Here is a 17,058-nt window from a genome sequence, read left to right on the forward strand (position 1 = left end):
GGTGTCTCTCTTAGAGGTGAGATACTGGCAGTACCGCACCAGGTTGCAAATACTGTTCCCAGCGCAGCAGGCGCTCGGTGAGGATTAATTCGCGGTTCAGCCCGGTCACGCTTTGCAGCTGCTCACGGCAGGTGCAGGCATCGGCGGCAATCGCCTGCAGGCGAGCGCCGGACAGCGTCTGCGCCAGCTGGTGAACCAGCGCCGGACAGTCGGCATTGGTCAGGCGCGTAATCCGCTGCTGATGCTTAAGGGCATCCAGCAGCAGCGATGAAAACCAATGTAAACGCTGTACGACTGAATCATGGTTCAGCGACGGCAAAAATGCCAGCCAGTCGCCGCTGTCGATCGTGGCACTCAGCGCCTGACATAATTTTTCCCGTGCCGCCCAGGTATCGGGGGCAAGCAGTTCCAGCGCCGCAGCGGGCGCGTGATCGGACAGGCGCAGCGCGCTCAGCAGCGTCTCACGCGACGCACTGATTTCACGCTCAAGCCACGCCAGCGCGTACCCTTCACCCGGCGGAGCCAGATGGTAAAAACGGCAGCGGCTGCGCAACGTAGCCAGCAGCCGCGCGGGCTCCTGACAGGCCAGAAAGAACCAGGTATTCTTCGGCGGCTCTTCCAGCGTTTTCAGTAACGCGTTAGCGGCAGCCTCGGTCAACAGCGCCGCATCGGCTATCCACACCACTTTAGCGCCACCGAGACGCGCGTGCTCGTACAGCTTTTCGCTGACCTCGCGCACCGCATCAATCCCCAGCGTACTTTTGCCTTTCTCAGGCTGTAGCGCATAGTAATCCGGGTGCGTACCGGCCTGCATCAGCTGGCAGCTGTGGCAGTGGCCGCAGCTTTTATGACCGTCCGGCGTCTGGCACATCAGGAAGCGGGTGATAGCATAGACCAGAGAGTCAGCCCCCATTCCGCTGCGCGCCTGAACCAGCAGCGCATGGTGACCACGTCCGGCCTGATAGCTCGTGACGAGCTGTTCAAACGGCGGGCGTAACCACGGATACCATTTCATGCCTGTTGCTCCACCACCCACGCGGTCACCGCCGCACGGATATCGCTCATCACGTTGTCCAGCGGCTGGGTGGCATCAATGGTGAGAATACTGTCATCCGCCGCAGCCAGTTCAAGGTAGCGCGCGCGGGTGCGGTTAAAGAAGTTCAGCGACTCTTGCTCAATGCGGTCAAGATCGCCGCGCGCGCGGGCGCGCTTAAGGCCAACTTCCGGCGTCACATCAAGGTAAATCGTCAGGTCAGGACGGAAGTCACCGAGCACCGCATCACGCAGCGTCGACAGCAAATGGCGATCGATACCGCGCCCGCCGCCCTGGTAGGCCTGGGTTGAAAGATCGTGGCGGTCGCCAATCACCCACTGCCCGCTTGACAGCGCCGGTTTAATCACCGTTTCAACCAGCTGCACGCGCGCGGCGTAGAACATCAGCACTTCGGCCTTATCAGTAATGACTTCGTCGCCGACTGATTTGATATCCAGAACCAGGCTGCGCAGCTTCTCTGCCAGCACGGTGCCACCCGGCTCGCGGGTAAACAGCAGATCGTTGACGCCGAGGCCGCGCAACGTGTCAACGACGACATCCCGTGCGGTGGTTTTCCCGGCCCCTTCCAGTCCTTCAATGACGATGTAATTACTGCGCATTTTTATCCTTTAGCACTTTCAGGTAATCCTGCACCGAGCGATTATGGCTCGCAAGATTGGTATTAAACGTATGACCACCTTTACCGTCGGCCACAAAATAGAGGTACGGCGTTTTTGCCGGATGCGCGGCGGCATTCAGCGACGCTTCGCCCGGGCTGGCGATCGGGCCCGGCGGCAGGCCAGATATCGTGTAGGTATTATACGCAGTTGGGGTCTCAAGATCCTTACGCGAGATCTTCCCATCGTAGCGCTCTCCCATGCCGTAAATCACGGTGGGATCGGTTTGCAGACGCATACCTATACGCAGGCGATTGATAAATACCGACGCCACGCGATCGCGCTCTTCCGCTACCGCCGTCTCTTTTTCAATAATCGACGCCATGGTCACCAGCTGGTTTTTATCCTGATACGGCAGGCCGTCCATTCGCCCTTCCCAGGCTTTATCGACCTGGGCAACCATTTTCTGGTGCGCACGCTTGAGGATGGCGACATCGGTCGTGTGGGCGGTATACATCCAGGTGTCAGGCCAGAACCAGCCTTCAATCCACTCTGGGTTCTCCAGCGCCAGCGCTTTCGCCACGGTGGCGTAGCTATCGTCACTCAGCGTGTGTTTGATATAAGGCGCTTCGCGCAGCTGCTTCAGATAATCGCTCAGACGCATACCTTCAACGAAGCGCAGCGGGAACTGCGCCTCTTTGCCGCTGGCCAGCAGCTGCATCACGTCGCGAACGGTCATCTGCGGCGTAAAGCGATAGGTCCCGGCTTTGAAGTGGGAAAGCTCCGGCTCAAGGCGCAGCAGCCACTGGAACACCCGCGGACGATTGATCACCTTCTCGGCGTACAGCTGGTCGCCCAGCGCCAGTCGCCCGGTGCCCGCTTTTAAGGTGAAGATGGTCTCGTCTTTCACCAGGATAGTGCTGTCTGCCAGCTGGCGCACTTTCCACATGCCGACGCCGGCGGCAACGCCGAGGGCAACCAACAGTAACAGAACAAGGCGTAACAGTTTCTTCATGCTAATCAGACGACTCACAAATTGGGGCTAAATATTGGTAAAGTTCGCGCGCAGGCCACTGCTGCTCCGCGTAGCGCTGAACGGGGATCACCGGCATCAGCGCGTTACAAATAAGGACTTCATCGGCCTGTGCGAGCGCCGTTAGCGGCGCATTCACTTCGACAACGCGATACGCGGTCAGTGCCAGCTGGGCGATGATAAACTGCCGCATAATACCGTTTACGCCAGCCTGGTCGAGGCACGGGGTATAGACATTCTGCCCGCAGCGCCAGAACAGATTTGCGGCACAGCATTCCGTAAGCCACCCGTCGCTGTCAAGAACAAGGGCCTCATCGGCGTCCGTCTGCTCAAGATGAGAACGAATCAACACCTGCTCAAGGCGATTGAGGTGTTTCATTCCTGCAAGATAAGGATTGCGGCCCAGTGGAACCGGGCTGAGGGCAAGCGTTATGCCCGTTTCTTTCCAGCGGGTGTAGTGTGCGGGCACGGGAGAGGTAGACAAAATGCGCGTCGGCGCGAGGCAGGCGCTGCCGCTGTAGCCGCGGCCGCCGGCACCGCGACTGAGAATAACCTTCAGCACGCCGTCACGCTGCGACTGCGCCAGCTGCGTCATCTCCTGACTCAGGGTAGACCAGTCGGTAAAGGGAATCGCCAAGCGCTGGCACGCCTGCTGCAGACGGGTGATGTGGGCCGCCAGCATCTGTACTCGCCCTTGTATCACCCGCGCGGTGGTGAAACAACCGTCGCCAAACTGCGTGGCGCGATCGCCCGCCGCAAGGGCGTTCTGCTCAATACCATTAATTAAGAACATCATGGCTCCTTATTGATGGCCGGGTAGTGTCGCAGGATGAACAACGCTGAACAAGCAGAGAAAGCCGAATAAAAAAAGGCCCGACTAGCGGGCCCTTATCACGGCGTTGTCAGACAACGAACTCAGACTTTTTTGAAAATCAACGAGCCGTTGGTACCACCGAAGCCGAAGGAGTTACACAGGGTGTATTCCATTCCGCTGACCTGACGCGCTTCGTGCGGAACGAAGTCCAGATCGCAACCTTCATCCGGGTTATCCAGGTTGATGGTTGGCGGCACGGCCTGATCGCGCAGCGCCAGGATGGAGTAGATAGACTCTACTGCACCCGCAGCGCCCAGCAGGTGGCCGGTCATTGACTTAGTGGAGCTGACCATAACGCGGCTGGCGGCGTCGCCGAAGACAGACTTAACGGCCTGTGCTTCTGCTTTATCGCCCGCTGGCGTAGAGGTACCGTGAGCATTGACGTAGCCAATCTGGCCCGCTTCAATACCTGCATCGCGAATGGCGTTAACCATCGCCAGCGCAGCACCTGCGCCGTTCTCCGGCGGTGACGTCATGTGGTAGGCATCGCTGCTCATACCGAAGCCAACGACTTCCGCATAGATTTTCGCACCGCGTTTTTTCGCATGTTCGTACTCTTCCAGCACGACCATACCTGCGCCGTCGCCCAGCACGAAGCCATCGCGATCTTTATCCCACGGACGGCTTGCCGCCTGCGGGTTATCGTTACGCGTAGACAGCGCACGCGCTGCGCCAAAGCCACCCACGCCCAGCGGGGTACTGGCTTTCTCGGCACCGCCGGCAACCATGGCATCTGCATCGCCGTAGGCGATGATACGCGCGGCCTGGCCGATGTTATGCACACCGGAAGTACAGGCGGTCGCGATAGAGATGCTTGGCCCACGCAGACCGAACATGATGGTCAGGTGACCTGCCACCATGTTAACAATCGTGGACGGAACGAAGAAGGGGCTGATCTTACGCGGCCCGCCGTTTACCAGCGAACTGTGGTTTTCTTCGATCAGACCGAGGCCGCCAATACCGGAGCCGATAGCGGCGCCAATACGGTGAGCGTTCTCTTCCGTCACTTCAAGGCCAGAATCCTGCATGGCCTGAACGCCAGCGACAATTCCATATTGAATGAAGGCATCCATCTTGCGCTGTTCTTTACGCGAGATGATGTCATCACAGTTAAAATCCTTTACTAAGCCAGCAAATTTGGTTGCATAGGCGCTAGTATCGAAATGGTCGATCAGGCTGATGCCACTCTGACCGGCAAGGAGAGCTTTCCAGGTAGACTCTACGGTATTGCCGACAGGAGACAACATGCCCAGTCCGGTCACAACTACACGACGCTTAGACACGTTTGTCCTCCAGGGAGGGATAAAATAGATACTTGTGGGACAAAAAGATAAAACTCAGGCGGTCGAATGACCGCCTGGAGATGTTCACTTACGCCTGGTGACCGTTGATGTAATCAATGGCAGCCTGAACGGTGGTGATTTTCTCAGCTTCTTCGTCCGGAATCTCAGTATCAAACTCTTCTTCCAGAGCCATTACCAGCTCAACGGTGTCAAGAGAATCTGCGCCCAGGTCTTCAACGAAGGAAGCATTGTTGGTCACTTCTTCCTGCTTAACGCCCAGCTGTTCGCCGATGATTTTCTTAACGCGTTCTTCGATAGTGCTCATACTCTTAAATTTCCTATCAAAACTCGCTTTCGCGATGGTTTTCGTAGTGTATAAAATGTTGAAAAATTTGCAACTAAATCCCGGCAGGTCATACCACGATTTTACGCTATTTTGCGGGTGTTTGCCCTCATAACGCAAATGATTTTGCACTAATCATACTCAGACATACGTAGATTGCCCGTTGTCTGAGCACTTTGTGCAAAACACGATCAGACCATGTACATCCCGCCGTTTACGTGCAACGTTTCACCAGTGATGTAACTTGCTTCGTCGGAGGCCAAAAATGCAACCGCACTGGCGATTTCATTTGGAGTGCCGAGGCGCCCCGCAGGAACTGCCGCCAGTGTACCCGCACGCTGCTCATCGGTCAGCGCACGCGTCATGTCCGTTTCAATAAAGCCCGGAGCAACAACGTTCACAGTAATACCGCGTGACGCAACTTCACGCGCCAGTGATTTACTGAAGCCGATCAGACCGGCTTTCGCCGCAGCGTAGTTAGCCTGACCCGCATTTCCCATGGTACCAACCACAGAACCGATAGTGATGATACGCCCATGACGCTTTTTCATCATAGCGCGCATTACCGCTTTTGACAGACGGAAAACAGATGACAGGTTGGTTTCGAGGATATCGTTCCACTCGTCATCTTTCATGCGCATTAACAGGTTATCACGAGTAATCCCGGCATTATTGACCAGAATATCGACTTCACCAAACTCTGCGCGGATATTTCCCAGAACAGATTCAATAGATGCAGGGTCGGTCACATTCAACATCAGACCTTTACCGTTCACACCCAGATAGTCGCTAATCGCCTGCGCGCCGCTTTCGCTGGTCGCAGTGCCGATAACTTTTGCGCCGCGAGCGACGAGAGTTTCAGCGATCGCGCGGCCAATACCGCGGCTTGCACCCGTTACCAGGGCAATTTTTCCTTCAAAGCTCATGCGTTCCTCTTTATTGCGCAAGTGCCGCTGACAGGGCAGTCGGTTCGTTAATGGCCGACGCAGTCAGGGTATCTACAATACGTTTGGTCAGGCCGGTGAGGACTTTACCCGGACCAACTTCATACAGATGCTCTACGCCCTGGGACGCCATAAACTCAACGGTTTTGGTCCACTGAACCGGGCTGTACAGCTGGCGAACCAGCGCGTCGCGAATCGCGTCGGCATCGGTTTCGCACTTCACGTCAACGTTGTTCACAACCGGAACCGTCGGCGCATTAAAGGTGATTTTCTGCAGTTCTACGGCCAGTTTTTCTGCGGCAGGCTTCATCAGCGCGCAGTGAGACGGCACGCTGACCGGCAGCGGCAGCGCGCGCTTGGCGCCTGCGGCTTTACAGGCTGCGCCCGCACGTTCAACCGCCTCTTTATGGCCCGCGATAACCACCTGGCCCGGCGAGTTGAAGTTAACCGGAGAAACCACCTGCCCTTCAGCAGACTCTTCACACGCTTTGGCAATAGAGGCGTCATCCAGACCGATAATTGCGGACATGCCGCCGGTGCCTTCCGGTACGGCTTCCTGCATAAACTTGCCGCGCATTTCAACCAGACGTACCGCGTCAGCAAAGGCAATAACGCCCGCGCAAACCAGCGCAGAGTATTCGCCCAGGCTGTGGCCCGCCATCACCGCCGGTGCTTTACCGCCCTGCTGCTGCCATAGGCGATACAGCGCAACGGAAGCCGTCAGCAGCGCAGGCTGCGTTTGCCAGGTTTTGTTCAGCTCTTCCGCCGGACCCTGCTGGGTCAGCACCCACAGGTCATAACCAAGCGCCGCAGAAGCTTCATGAAAAGTTTCTTCGATAACCGGATAGGTAGCCGCCAGTTCAGACAGCATGCCTACCGCCTGTGAACCCTGCCCCGGGAACACAAAAGCGAATTGCGTCATGTTTTTTATCCTTATACTTAGAAACGAACCAGCGCAGAGCCCCAGGTGAAACCACCGCCGAAGGCCTCCAGCAGCACCAGCTGACCGCGCTTAATGCGGCCATCGCGTACGGCTTCATCGAAGGCGCACGGTACGGAAGCCGCCGAGGTGTTACCGTGACGGTCAAGGGTGACGACGACGTTGTCCATGGACATGCCGAGCTTCTTCGCCGTCGCGCTGATAATACGTAAGTTCGCCTGGTGCGGCACCAGCCAGTCCAGTTCAGAACGGTCGAGGTTGTTCGCCGCCAGCGTCTCATCAACGATGTGCGCCAGTTCGGTCACCGCGACTTTAAAGACTTCGTTACCCGCCATCGTCAGATGGATAGAGTTTTCCGGGTTAACGCGATCGGCGTTCGGCAGCGTCAGCAGCTTACCGTAGCTCCCATCGGCGTGCAGATGGGTAGAGATGATGCCCGGCTCTTCGGAAGCGCCCAGCACCACGGCGCCCGCGCCGTCACCGAAGATAATGATCGTGCCGCGATCGGTAGGATCGCAGGTACGAGCCAGCGTATCTGCACCCACAACCAACGCGTACTTCACCGCGCCCGTTTTCACGTACAGATCGGCCACGCTCAGTGCATAGGTAAAACCTGCGCACGCGGCGGCAACGTCAAACGCCGGCGCGCCTTTCACGCCCAGCATATCCTGAATCTGGCAGGCAGCGCTTGGGAACGCGTGGGTCGCCGAAGTGGTCGCGACCACAATCAGGCCCAGTTCGCTTGCCTCAATACCCGCCATTTCCAGCGCGCGTTTTGCCGCTTCGTAACCCAGCGTAGACACGTTTTCATCAGGGCCAGCAATACGGCGCTCACGGATACCTGTACGGGTGACAATCCACTCGTCAGACGTATCAACCATTTTTTCCAGATCGGCGTTAGTCCGCACGTGCTCAGGCAGATAGCTGCCGGTACCAATAATCTTCGTATACATGTACGCTCAGTCACTTTTCGCTAATTTAGCCGCTCTGTTTAACGCACGGCGAAGCGGGCCTTACTGCTTGCCCGTTTCCAGCACGTCAAACCCTGCGGGGTATACGGATTCCAGGCGAGCGGCAATTCGCTGAGGAACTTGTCGCTGCACCGCCTGCACTGCCTGTTCAATGGCGATCGCAAAGGCTCGCTGGTTGGCGGCACCATGGCTCTTAATCACCGTGCCGCGCAATCCTAACAGACAGGCGCCATTATACTGGTCGGGGTTGAGGTGACTGAATCGCCTTGTCAGGCTTTTTTGTAACCAACGCTTTAATAAAATCAGCCACCACGCCCGTTTTTTCCCCTCGCTCTGCGATTTCAGCAGCGAAAGGAACATGCGAACCACCCCTTCCATCGTCTTTAAGGTGACGTTTCCTGTAAAGCCGTCGCAAACCAGAACGTCAGTTTTGCCCGTTAACAGCTCATTGGCTTCAAGATAGCCGATATAATTGAGCGAAGAGATTGTTTTTAACATTAATGAGGCGTCACGAATACTATCATGACCCTTAATCTCTTCTTCGCCGATGTTGAGCAAGGCAACGCGCGGGTTAGCAATTCCCAACACTTCCTCGGCCATCACCGACCCCATGACGGCAAACTGCACCAGCATGGTACTGTCGCAATCTACGTTAGCGCCGAGATCCAGCACCACCGTTTTGCCCTTCTGCTGATGCGGCAGTACCGTCACCAGCGCCGGGCGCTCAATCCCTTTAATGGGCTTTAGCAGCAATTTTGCCAACCCCATCAGCGCACCGGTATTTCCAGCGCTGACGCAGGCTTCGGCCCGCCCTTCTTTCACCATCTCCAGCGCCAATCGCATTGAGCTGCCGCGACTGTGGCGGATAGCATGCGATGGCCGCTCATCACTGGCAATAACCGACTGGGCAGGAATAATCTGCAAACGTGAACGTTGTTCAAAGTCAGCTCTGGCAAGTAATGGCGTAATGTCGTCGGGATTGCCGACTAAAAGAAGTGAGAGTTGCGGATTAGAACTCAGTGCCTGCAAAGCTGCAGGCACTGTCACGGAAGGACCAAAATCGCCCCCCATGACATCTAACGCCAGGGTTAGACGTGTCAAGGTATCGTCGCCGCTCGGTTTGGTTTATCCCCGCTTGCGCGGGGAAATCCTCACTAAGCTTCACCACGCTTTCGCGTGATTACTTAGCGATGACCTTACGGCCACGGTAGAAACCGTCGGCAGTGATGTGGTGACGCAGGTGTTGTTCACCAGAAGTTTTGTCTACAGACAGGCTGGTGACTGCGGTCAGAGCGTCATGAGAACGACGCATGCCACGTTTGGAACGGGTTGGTTTATTCTGTTGTACGGCCATGGACCTTACTCCTCAATTACTTTTGCTTTAAGCTGGCTAATACGGCAAATGGATTTGGCTTCTGTGCCTCTTCAGGCAATTCACCAAAGACCATGTCCGCCTCGGACACTTCACAGTGTTCAGAATCATGCACCGGAACTACCGGCAAGGCGAGGATGATTTCATCTTCTACCAACGCCAGCAGGTCGATTTCACCGAATTCGTTAACCTCAATCGGCTCATACGCTTCCGGGAGTGCCTCAACCTGATCGTCATTTTTGACCGGGCTGAAACAATACTTTGTGTAGACATGATGAGTAAACGGTTTCCCGCAACGCTGACATTCCAGCGATACCGTCACCTTCGCATCACCGGTCAAGACCGCGAGGCGTTGGTTATCGATAGCGAAGGACATCTCGCATTCTACATCACTGTCCACACTGACTACGGACGCGGCGACGCGCTCCGCCTGATCGGGGGTATAGATACCCTGGTAATCAAGGCGTTTTTGAGCCGTACGAACCGGATCGAGAGTCAGGGGTAATTTTACCTTTTGCATAGGGCGCGCATATTAACTTTGTAACGTCATAGAGTCAAAGAAAAAGGCAGCCTCGGGTTGCCTTTTGCCAATAATTCGCACACATTGCGGCCTATAGTTTAAAATGTCGGAATCTAATTCGCTACCGTCTATTTGAAAAATTATGCCTGATTTGATCCTTGCCTCTACTTCCCCCTATCGCAAACAGCTGCTAGAGAAGCTTGGCGTGCCCTTCGAATGCGCGGCTCCGGAGGTGGACGAGCTGCCGCTGCCGGGCGAAACGCCACGCAGCCTGGTGCTGCGTCTGGCGCAGCTAAAGGCGCAGGCGCTGGCAGAACGCTTCCCGAATCATCTGATTATTGGCTCCGATCAGGTCTGTATGCTGGATGGTGAAATTACCGGCAAACCGCACACGCCGGATAACGCCCGCCTGCAATTACAAAAAGCCAGCGGTAATGTGGTGACATTTTATACCGGGCTGGCGCTGTACAATTCCGCTAACGGACAATTACAGACCGAATGCGAACCGTTCGATGTGCATTTCCGCCATTTAAGCGAACAAGAAATCACCGCCTATATTCGCAAAGAAAACCCGCTCAACTGTGCCGGCAGTTTTAAAAGCGAGGGGTTAGGTATTACGCTTTTTGAACGGCTTGAAGGCCGTGACCCCAATACGCTGGTGGGGCTACCGCTGATTGCGCTGTGCAAAATGCTGCGCCGCGAAAATCATAACCCGCTGTTAGATTAGTCGCTTCCCGGCGTTGTGATCCGGCGTCGGGAAACGCGCGCTATAAACGTGCTTATTTCTTCCACGATCACAGTTTATTTTTTCCTCACCGTTAAAATCCCCTTACCATATTGAAACAACGTTTTAATTTAAGGGGTGATAATGCGTGGCAAACGTAACATATTATTTATGCTGGCAATGCTAACCGCAGTTCAGGCGCACGCCGCTGATGACTGGCAAACAGAGGGCGTGGTGGAGGGCAATCTCCCTGCCAGCTGGCAGCAGATGAAAACCAGCATGCAGTACCCTGATTCGTGGCTTTCCGGGCATTTCACTGATTTTAAACGCTGGCAGCAGCACGCCCGGCAGGTATTCCGGCAATCCCTGCTGACGCCGGACGCAACCAAACCTTTCGATGCGCGTAAAGTCGCCAGTGAAGACCGCGGCAGCTATACCGCGGAAAAGCTAGCGCTCAATATTACCGACGACAACCGGATCTCCGCGCTCATGCTCACGCCCAAATCGCCCGGCCCGCATCCGGCCATCGTCCTGCTGCACGACCATGGTTCAAAATTCGATATTGGTAAAGAGAAGCTGATTCGCCCCTGGGGCAATCCGGAACAGCTCGCCAGCGCCCAGGCGTGGGCCGATAAGTTCTTTACCGGGCGCTTTATCGGTGATGAACTGGCCAAGCGTGGCTATGTGGTGATCGCCATCGACAGCCCCGGCTGGGGCGATCGTGGCCCGATGGTCTACGAACAGCAGCAGGCGCTGGCCAGTAACTACTTCAATCTTGGCCGTTCGTTAGCCGGGGAAGTCGCCTATGAAGATATGCGTACCGTCGACTTCGTCGCTTCGCTTAAGGGCGTCGACCCTCAGCGTATCGGCGTGCTCGGCTTCTCAATGGGCGGTTTCCGCGCCTGGCAGCTGGCTGCGCTCTCTGAAAACGTCGCCGCCACGGCGGTTATCTCCTGGTTTGGTACCTACGATGGCCTGATGACGCCGGGCAACAACGTGCTGCGCGGCCAGTCGGCGTTTTATATGCTGCATCCGGGGATGCCTGCCAGAATGGATATCCCTGATATCGCCAGCCTCGCCGCGCCGAAACCGATGCTGATTTTCAGCGGCGGGCAGGACAAACTGTTCCCGGCGAACGCCGTCAATGATGCCTTTGCTAAAGCACACCGCGTCTGGTCTTCGCAAAACGCCGACGATAGGCTCGTCACCAAAACCTGGCAAGATTTAGGTCACGTCTTTTACCTGCGACAGCAGGAGGAAGTTTTCCCCTGGCTGGATAAATGGCTGAAGTGAGTGAAAATAAGAGAGGCTAGTAGGCCGGATGGCGCTTCGCTTATCCGGCCTGCGGCCTTACAGCTTACTGCTGCTTGCTTTGATTACGCAGTACCTGAAGACAACGCTTAAGCTGGTCGTCCATCGGCGCTTCCACGCGCATAACTTCGCCGGTACCCGGGTGGGTAAACTTCAGCGCCGCCGCGTGCAGGAACAGGCGATTCAGGCCGGTGCCCGCCAGCTGTTTATCAAACTCGCGGTCGCCATAGCGGTCATCAAAAGCGATGGGATGGCCGGCATGCAGCGTGTGTACGCGAATCTGGTGCGTACGTCCGGTCACCGGGCTACAGCGCACCAGCGTAGCGACCGCATAGCGCTCTTCCACCTTAAAGCGGGTTTCCGACGGTTTGCCTTCCTGACTCACGCGCACAATGCGTTCGCCGCTTTGCAGAATATTTTTCAGCAGCGGCGCCTGCACCGATTTCACGTGCGACTGCCACTGCCCGCGCACCAGCGCCAGATAGTCTTTCTGCATCCCCTTCTCGCGTAGCTGCTCGTGCAGCGAACGCAGCGCCGAGCGCTTCTTCGCCACCAGCAGCACGCCGGAGGTATCGCGGTCGAGACGATGAACCAGCTCAAGGAAGCGGGCTTCCGGGCGCAGGGCGCGCAGCCCTTCAATCACCCCAAAGCTTAAGCCGCTGCCGCCGTGCACTGCGGTACCGGAAGGTTTATTGAGCACCAGGATATGATCGTCTTCATACAGTATCACATCGCTCAGCGCGGCCACCTTTTGCAGATGCGGCGAGACCGCTTCTTCTTCACGCTCGGCGACGCGCACCGGCGGAATACGCACTTCATCGCCGGCTTCCAGCTTGTACTCTGGCTTGATGCGCTTTTTATTCACCCGCACCTCGCCCTTACGCAGGATGCGATAAATCATGCTCTTTGGCACGCCCTTTAACTGGGTGCGCAAAAAGTTATCAATTCGTTGCCCGGCTTCATCAGCGCTAATGGCAATCATTTTTACGGTCGGAGTCTCAGTTTTCATGGTGCGCGATTTTAAATATCCCGGCACATTAGCGCCACTCATTTTTCTATGCTTATATTTATCATTACCCGTTTATTGCTGTTGCTTTTCCCCGCGAGCTGTTTGTTATTAGAACAATCTCAGTGAGCGAGTGAAGAAACTGTGAGTAACCGGGTGATAAAAGGTGAAAGTCATCTTGCTATAACCGGGTTACCAAGGAATAATGAAGCTGTTTTCCGTGTTGAACCTGGAATAACAAGGATAAATGCACAAAATCCTTCTAGCGGCATCAAGGCGGCAAGGGAGTGAGCCCGCAGGAGCGTACTTGAGTACGTCACTGAAGCGAACGAACGCAGCCAACGCCGAAGCAGCTTGAACGATGAAGTGTATGACGGAATGACCAGTTTTGTCTGTTCGATCATCCACGCAGCAATGGCGTAAGACGTATTGATCCCTCAGACAGTTAGCGGGCTGCGAGTTGCAGTCCTTACCGGTACATATACTGTACGAATTTTAGATGGCAGAAAGAAAACGCAACGGGAAACATCCGTGCACCCTCTACCTTCTGAAAGATGACGAGTATAAATGGAATCTTCTCTGGAGAGTTATCCCAGGCTGTTCCCCGAATAATTGCGCTGTGTTTCCGTTTGAAACACAGGCTACCGACACTCTGCGCCTCTTAAGCGAGCGACAACCGTGAGGTTGGCGACGTGAATAGTCACGAGGCCATCGGTTTACCCCGGAAAGGCAACACTCTGCTCGCAGCTTAGTCGTCAATGTAAGAATAATGAGTAAGTTACGATGAAAAGAATGTTAATCAACGCAACTCAGCAGGAAGAGTTGCGTGTCGCCCTTGTTGATGGGCAGCGTCTGTACGATCTGGATATTGAAAGCCCAGGGCACGAACAGAAAAAAGCGAACATCTACAAAGGCAAAATTACCCGTATTGAACCGAGCCTCGAAGCCGCATTTGTTGATTACGGCGCCGAACGTCACGGTTTCCTCCCTCTCAAAGAAATCGCTCGCGAATACTTCCCAGCCAACTACAGCTCACACGGTCGTCCAAACATCAAAGATGTGCTGCGTGAAGGCCAGGAAGTTATCGTCCAGATCGATAAAGAGGAACGCGGCAACAAAGGCGCTGCGCTGACGACCTTTATCAGCCTGGCGGGCAGCTATCTGGTACTGATGCCGAACAACCCGCGCGCGGGCGGTATCTCCCGTCGCATTGAAGGTGACGATCGTACCGAACTGAAAGAAGCGCTGTCCAGCCTCGAACTGCCTGACGGCATGGGCTTAATCGTTCGTACCGCAGGCGTTGGCAAATCCGCCGAAGCGCTGCAGTGGGACTTAAGCTTCCGCCTGAAGCACTGGGAAGCCATCCAGAAAGCCGCTGAAAGCCGCCCTGCTCCATTCCTGATTCACCAGGAAAGTAACGTCATCGTTCGCGCCTTCCGCGACTACCTGCGCCAGGACATTGGCGAAATCCTGATCGACAACCCGAAAGTGATGGAAATGGCGCGTCAGCACATTTCTGCGCTGGGCCGTCCGGATTTCAGCAGCAAAATTAAGCTGTACACCGGCGAAATCCCGCTGTTCAGCCATTATCAGATTGAATCGCAGATTGAATCCGCCTTCCAGCGTGAAGTCCGTCTGCCGTCAGGTGGGTCTATCGTTATCGATAGCACCGAAGCGCTGACCGCTATCGACATCAACTCCGCGCGGGCAACCCGCGGCGGCGATATCGAAGAAACCGCCTTCAACACCAACCTTGAAGCGGCCGATGAAATCGCTCGCCAGCTGCGTCTGCGTGACCTCGGCGGCCTGATCGTCATCGACTTTATCGATATGACCCCGGTACGCCACCAGCGCGCGGTCGAAAACCGTCTGCGCGAAGCGGTGCGTCAGGACCGTGCGCGTATCCAGATCAGCCACATTTCTCGCTTCGGCCTGCTGGAAATGTCCCGTCAACGTCTGAGCCCGTCGCTCGGCGAGTCCAGCCATCACGTTTGCCCGCGCTGTTCCGGTACCGGCACCGTGCGTGATAACGAATCGCTGTCGCTCTCCATTCTGCGTCTGATTGAAGAAGAAGCGCTGAAAGAGAACACCAAAGAAGTTCACGCCATCGTCCCGGTGCCGATTGCATCCTATCTGTTGAACGAAAAACGTGCGGCAGTCAGCGCCATTGAATCCCGCCTGGGCGGCGTTCGCTGCATCATCGTTCCGAACGACCAGATGGAAACGCCGCACTACTCCGTACTGCGCGTGCGTAAAGGCGAAGAGACGACCACCCTAAGCTACCTGCTGCCGAAGCTGCATGAAGAAGCCATGGCGCTGCCGGTTGAAGAAGAGTTTGCTGAACGTAAGCTGCCTGAGCAGCCGGCGCTGGCAACCTTCGTCATGCCGGAAGTTCCGCCTGAGGCGACTGCCGAGAAAGCTGCACCGGCCGCCGTACAGCCAAAAGTCGCTGTTGCTGCCGCACCGGGCCTGCTCTCTCGCTTCTTTGCCGCGCTGAAGAGCCTGTTTGCCGGTAGCCCGGAGAAGCCGGTTGAAGCCGTACCGGAGAAGCAGGATGCGAAACCTGAGCGTCAGCAGGAGCGCCGCAAGCCGCGTCAGAACAACCGTCGCGATCGCAACGAACGCAGCGACCGTCGTAACGACCGTAATGATCGTAACGATCGCAGCGAACGTAACGAAAACACCGAAGCTCGTGAGCCGCGCGAAACCCGTGAAGGTCGCGAAGACAATCGCCGCAACCGCCGCGAGAAGCCGCAGCAGACCGAAGCCCGCGAAAATCGCCAGCAGAACGCCGTAGATGACGCCGAGAAAGCGAAGTCACGCGACGAACAGCAGCAGTCCCGCCGCGAACGTAACCGCCGCCGCAATGACGAAAAACGTCAGCAGCCGCAGGAAGCGAAACCGCAGCAGGTGCGTGAAGAATCGGTTGTCGAGTCAGACGCCGCGCAGGAAGAACGCGTACAGACCATGCCGCGTCGTAAGCCGCGTCAGCTGGCGCAGAAAGTGCGTATCGAAACGCCTGAGCAGACCGCAGCCCGCGAGCTGATCGTCGACGATGAACCTCAGCAGGAAGCGCCGCGTACCGCGCTGGCCAAAGTTGACCTGCCAGCCGTTGTCGATGCCCCGGTTCAGGGCGAGCAGGACGAAAGCGCCGAAGGCCGCGATAACAACGGTATGCCACGTCGTTCTCGTCGTTCCCCGCGCCACCTGCGCGTGAGCGGCCAGCGTCGTCGTCGTTACCGTGACGAGCGTTACCCGACCCAATCACCGATGCCGCTGACTGTCGCCTGTGCGTCACCTGAGCTGGCTTCCGGTAAAGTGTGGATCAGCTACCCGATTGCACAGGTGCAAAATCAGGCCGATCTCGAAGCACCGGTTGAGCAAGAAGAAGTCGTGCAGCCGATTGAGACGCAAGCCACCGAGCAGGCTGTCGTTGCTGAAGCCGTCGCGGTAGAAACCGTAACGGAACACGCTGAAACCGTCGTGACTGAACCGGCTGTCATTGTGCAGGAACAGGCAGCGGAAAGCGAAGCCCCTGTCGCCACGGTCGTCGAAGACGCCGTCGTAGCACAGGTGGAAGAAGCCGCCGCGCCGGCAGTCGTCGAAGAGGCAAAAGCCGAAGCAGAAGCACCGGTCGTCGAAGCGGCACCGGCTGTTCAGGCTGAGCCGGTCGTTGCCCCTGCGGTTGAAGCTGAACCGGTTGTTGTTGCTGCCCCGGTAGTTGAGGCTCCCGTTGTTGAAGCGCCGGTTGTTGAAGCGCCGGTCATCGAAACACCGGTCGTCGCTGAACCTGCCGCCGCCAGCCCGGCGATTGCCGAGCCAGCTCCGGTTGCAAAACCGGTGGCCGCTAATCGCGCCTCTGCACCGATGACCCGCGCACCTGCGCCGGACTACGTGCCGGAAGCGCCGCGTCATAGCGACTGGGTTCGTCCGTCCTTCGACTTCGACGGCAAAGGTTCCGCTGGCGGCCACAGTGCAACGCACACCGCTACCGCAGGCCCTACTCGCCCGCAGTCGGTTGAATAAACCGCGCGCGTGAAATAAAAAATCGGCCCTCCGCGGCCGATTTTTTTTATCCGTCGAGTGG

At 56.5% G+C, this 17,058-nt stretch carries 16 protein-coding genes; 3 read left to right on the plus strand and 13 right to left on the minus strand.

Features of this window, described 5'->3' with window-relative positions; translation table 11 throughout:
• Nucleotides 1-10: 10 nt before the first annotated feature.
• The 12 genes from holB to yceD form a co-directional block, all read right to left on the minus strand.
• Complete coding sequence (gene holB / locus H7R56_RS14615) at nt 11-1,015, minus strand: DNA polymerase III subunit delta' (protein WP_106926349.1); 1,005 nt, start codon at nt 1,013-1,015, stop codon at nt 11-13.
• Entirely contained in the window at nt 1,012-1,653 is a 642-nt protein-coding gene (gene tmk / locus H7R56_RS14620; RefSeq protein ID WP_106926347.1) for a dTMP kinase, read from the minus strand. The genes holB and tmk overlap by 4 nt, the downstream gene beginning before the upstream one ends.
• Entirely contained in the window at nt 1,643-2,665 is a 1,023-nt protein-coding gene (gene yceG / locus H7R56_RS14625; protein ID WP_106926345.1) for a cell division protein YceG, read from the minus strand. Before yceG ends, tmk begins: the two co-directional genes overlap by 11 nt.
• Before the next feature lies 1 nt (nt 2,666).
• Complete coding sequence (gene pabC, locus H7R56_RS14630) at nt 2,667-3,476, minus strand: aminodeoxychorismate lyase (RefSeq protein ID WP_106926343.1); 810 nt, start codon at nt 3,474-3,476, stop codon at nt 2,667-2,669.
• 122 nt (nt 3,477-3,598) lie between these two features.
• Nucleotides 3,599-4,840, minus strand: coding sequence for a beta-ketoacyl-ACP synthase II (gene fabF, locus H7R56_RS14635; RefSeq protein ID WP_106926341.1), 1,242 nt, complete (start codon nt 4,838-4,840; stop codon nt 3,599-3,601).
• Nucleotides 4,841-4,928: 88 nt separating this feature from the next.
• Entirely contained in the window at nt 4,929-5,165 is a 237-nt protein-coding gene (gene acpP, locus H7R56_RS14640; protein ID WP_000103754.1) for an acyl carrier protein, read from the minus strand.
• A 209-nt stretch (nt 5,166-5,374) separates the two neighbouring features.
• Entirely contained in the window at nt 5,375-6,109 is a 735-nt protein-coding gene (gene fabG / locus H7R56_RS14645) for a 3-oxoacyl-ACP reductase FabG (RefSeq protein WP_106926339.1), read from the minus strand.
• 10 nt (nt 6,110-6,119) lie between these two features.
• A complete protein-coding gene (gene fabD, locus H7R56_RS14650) occupies nt 6,120-7,049 on the minus strand; it encodes an ACP S-malonyltransferase (protein WP_106926337.1) in 930 nt (309 codons plus the stop codon).
• Nucleotides 7,050-7,066: 17 nt separating this feature from the next.
• Nucleotides 7,067-8,020 (minus strand): beta-ketoacyl-ACP synthase III, encoded by a 954-nt coding sequence (locus tag H7R56_RS14655; protein ID WP_106926335.1) that lies wholly within the window; start codon nt 8,018-8,020, stop codon nt 7,067-7,069.
• Nucleotides 8,021-8,080: 60 nt separating this feature from the next.
• Entirely contained in the window at nt 8,081-9,139 is a 1,059-nt protein-coding gene (gene plsX, locus H7R56_RS14660; RefSeq protein ID WP_106926333.1) for a phosphate acyltransferase PlsX, read from the minus strand.
• Nucleotides 9,140-9,218: 79 nt separating this feature from the next.
• Nucleotides 9,219-9,392 carry a 50S ribosomal protein L32 gene (gene rpmF, locus H7R56_RS14665; protein ID WP_003036242.1) on the minus strand — a complete coding sequence of 58 codons (174 nt, stop codon included), beginning with the start codon at nt 9,390-9,392 and terminating at the stop codon, nt 9,219-9,221.
• 16 nt (nt 9,393-9,408) lie between these two features.
• Nucleotides 9,409-9,930, minus strand: coding sequence for a 23S rRNA accumulation protein YceD (gene yceD / locus H7R56_RS14670; RefSeq protein WP_106926331.1), 522 nt, complete (start codon nt 9,928-9,930; stop codon nt 9,409-9,411).
• A gap of 142 nt (nt 9,931-10,072) precedes the next feature.
• On the opposite strand from yceD, the gene H7R56_RS14675 reads away from it, so the two are divergent.
• Entirely contained in the window at nt 10,073-10,657 is a 585-nt protein-coding gene (locus tag H7R56_RS14675; RefSeq protein ID WP_106926329.1) for a Maf family protein, read from the plus strand.
• Nucleotides 10,658-10,825: 168 nt separating this feature from the next.
• The gene (locus tag H7R56_RS14680; protein WP_374956740.1) at nt 10,826-11,947 is read left to right on the plus strand and encodes a dienelactone hydrolase family protein; all 1,122 of its coding nucleotides are present in this window, start codon (nt 10,826-10,828) and stop codon (nt 11,945-11,947) included.
• Nucleotides 11,948-12,011: 64 nt separating this feature from the next.
• Here H7R56_RS14680 and rluC read toward each other — a convergent pair whose 3' ends face one another.
• Complete coding sequence (gene rluC, locus H7R56_RS14685; RefSeq protein WP_181357987.1) at nt 12,012-12,974, minus strand: 23S rRNA pseudouridine(955/2504/2580) synthase RluC; 963 nt, start codon at nt 12,972-12,974, stop codon at nt 12,012-12,014.
• 780 nt (nt 12,975-13,754) lie between these two features.
• On the opposite strand from rluC, the gene rne reads away from it, so the two are divergent.
• Nucleotides 13,755-16,997, plus strand: coding sequence for a ribonuclease E (rne, locus tag H7R56_RS14690; RefSeq protein ID WP_106926321.1), 3,243 nt, complete (start codon nt 13,755-13,757; stop codon nt 16,995-16,997).
• The last annotated feature ends 61 nt before the right edge of the window (nt 16,998-17,058 follow it).

This window comes from Klebsiella sp. WP3-W18-ESBL-02 (assembly GCF_014168815.1).
GTDB lineage: Bacteria > Pseudomonadota > Gammaproteobacteria > Enterobacterales > Enterobacteriaceae > Kluyvera > Kluyvera ascorbata_B.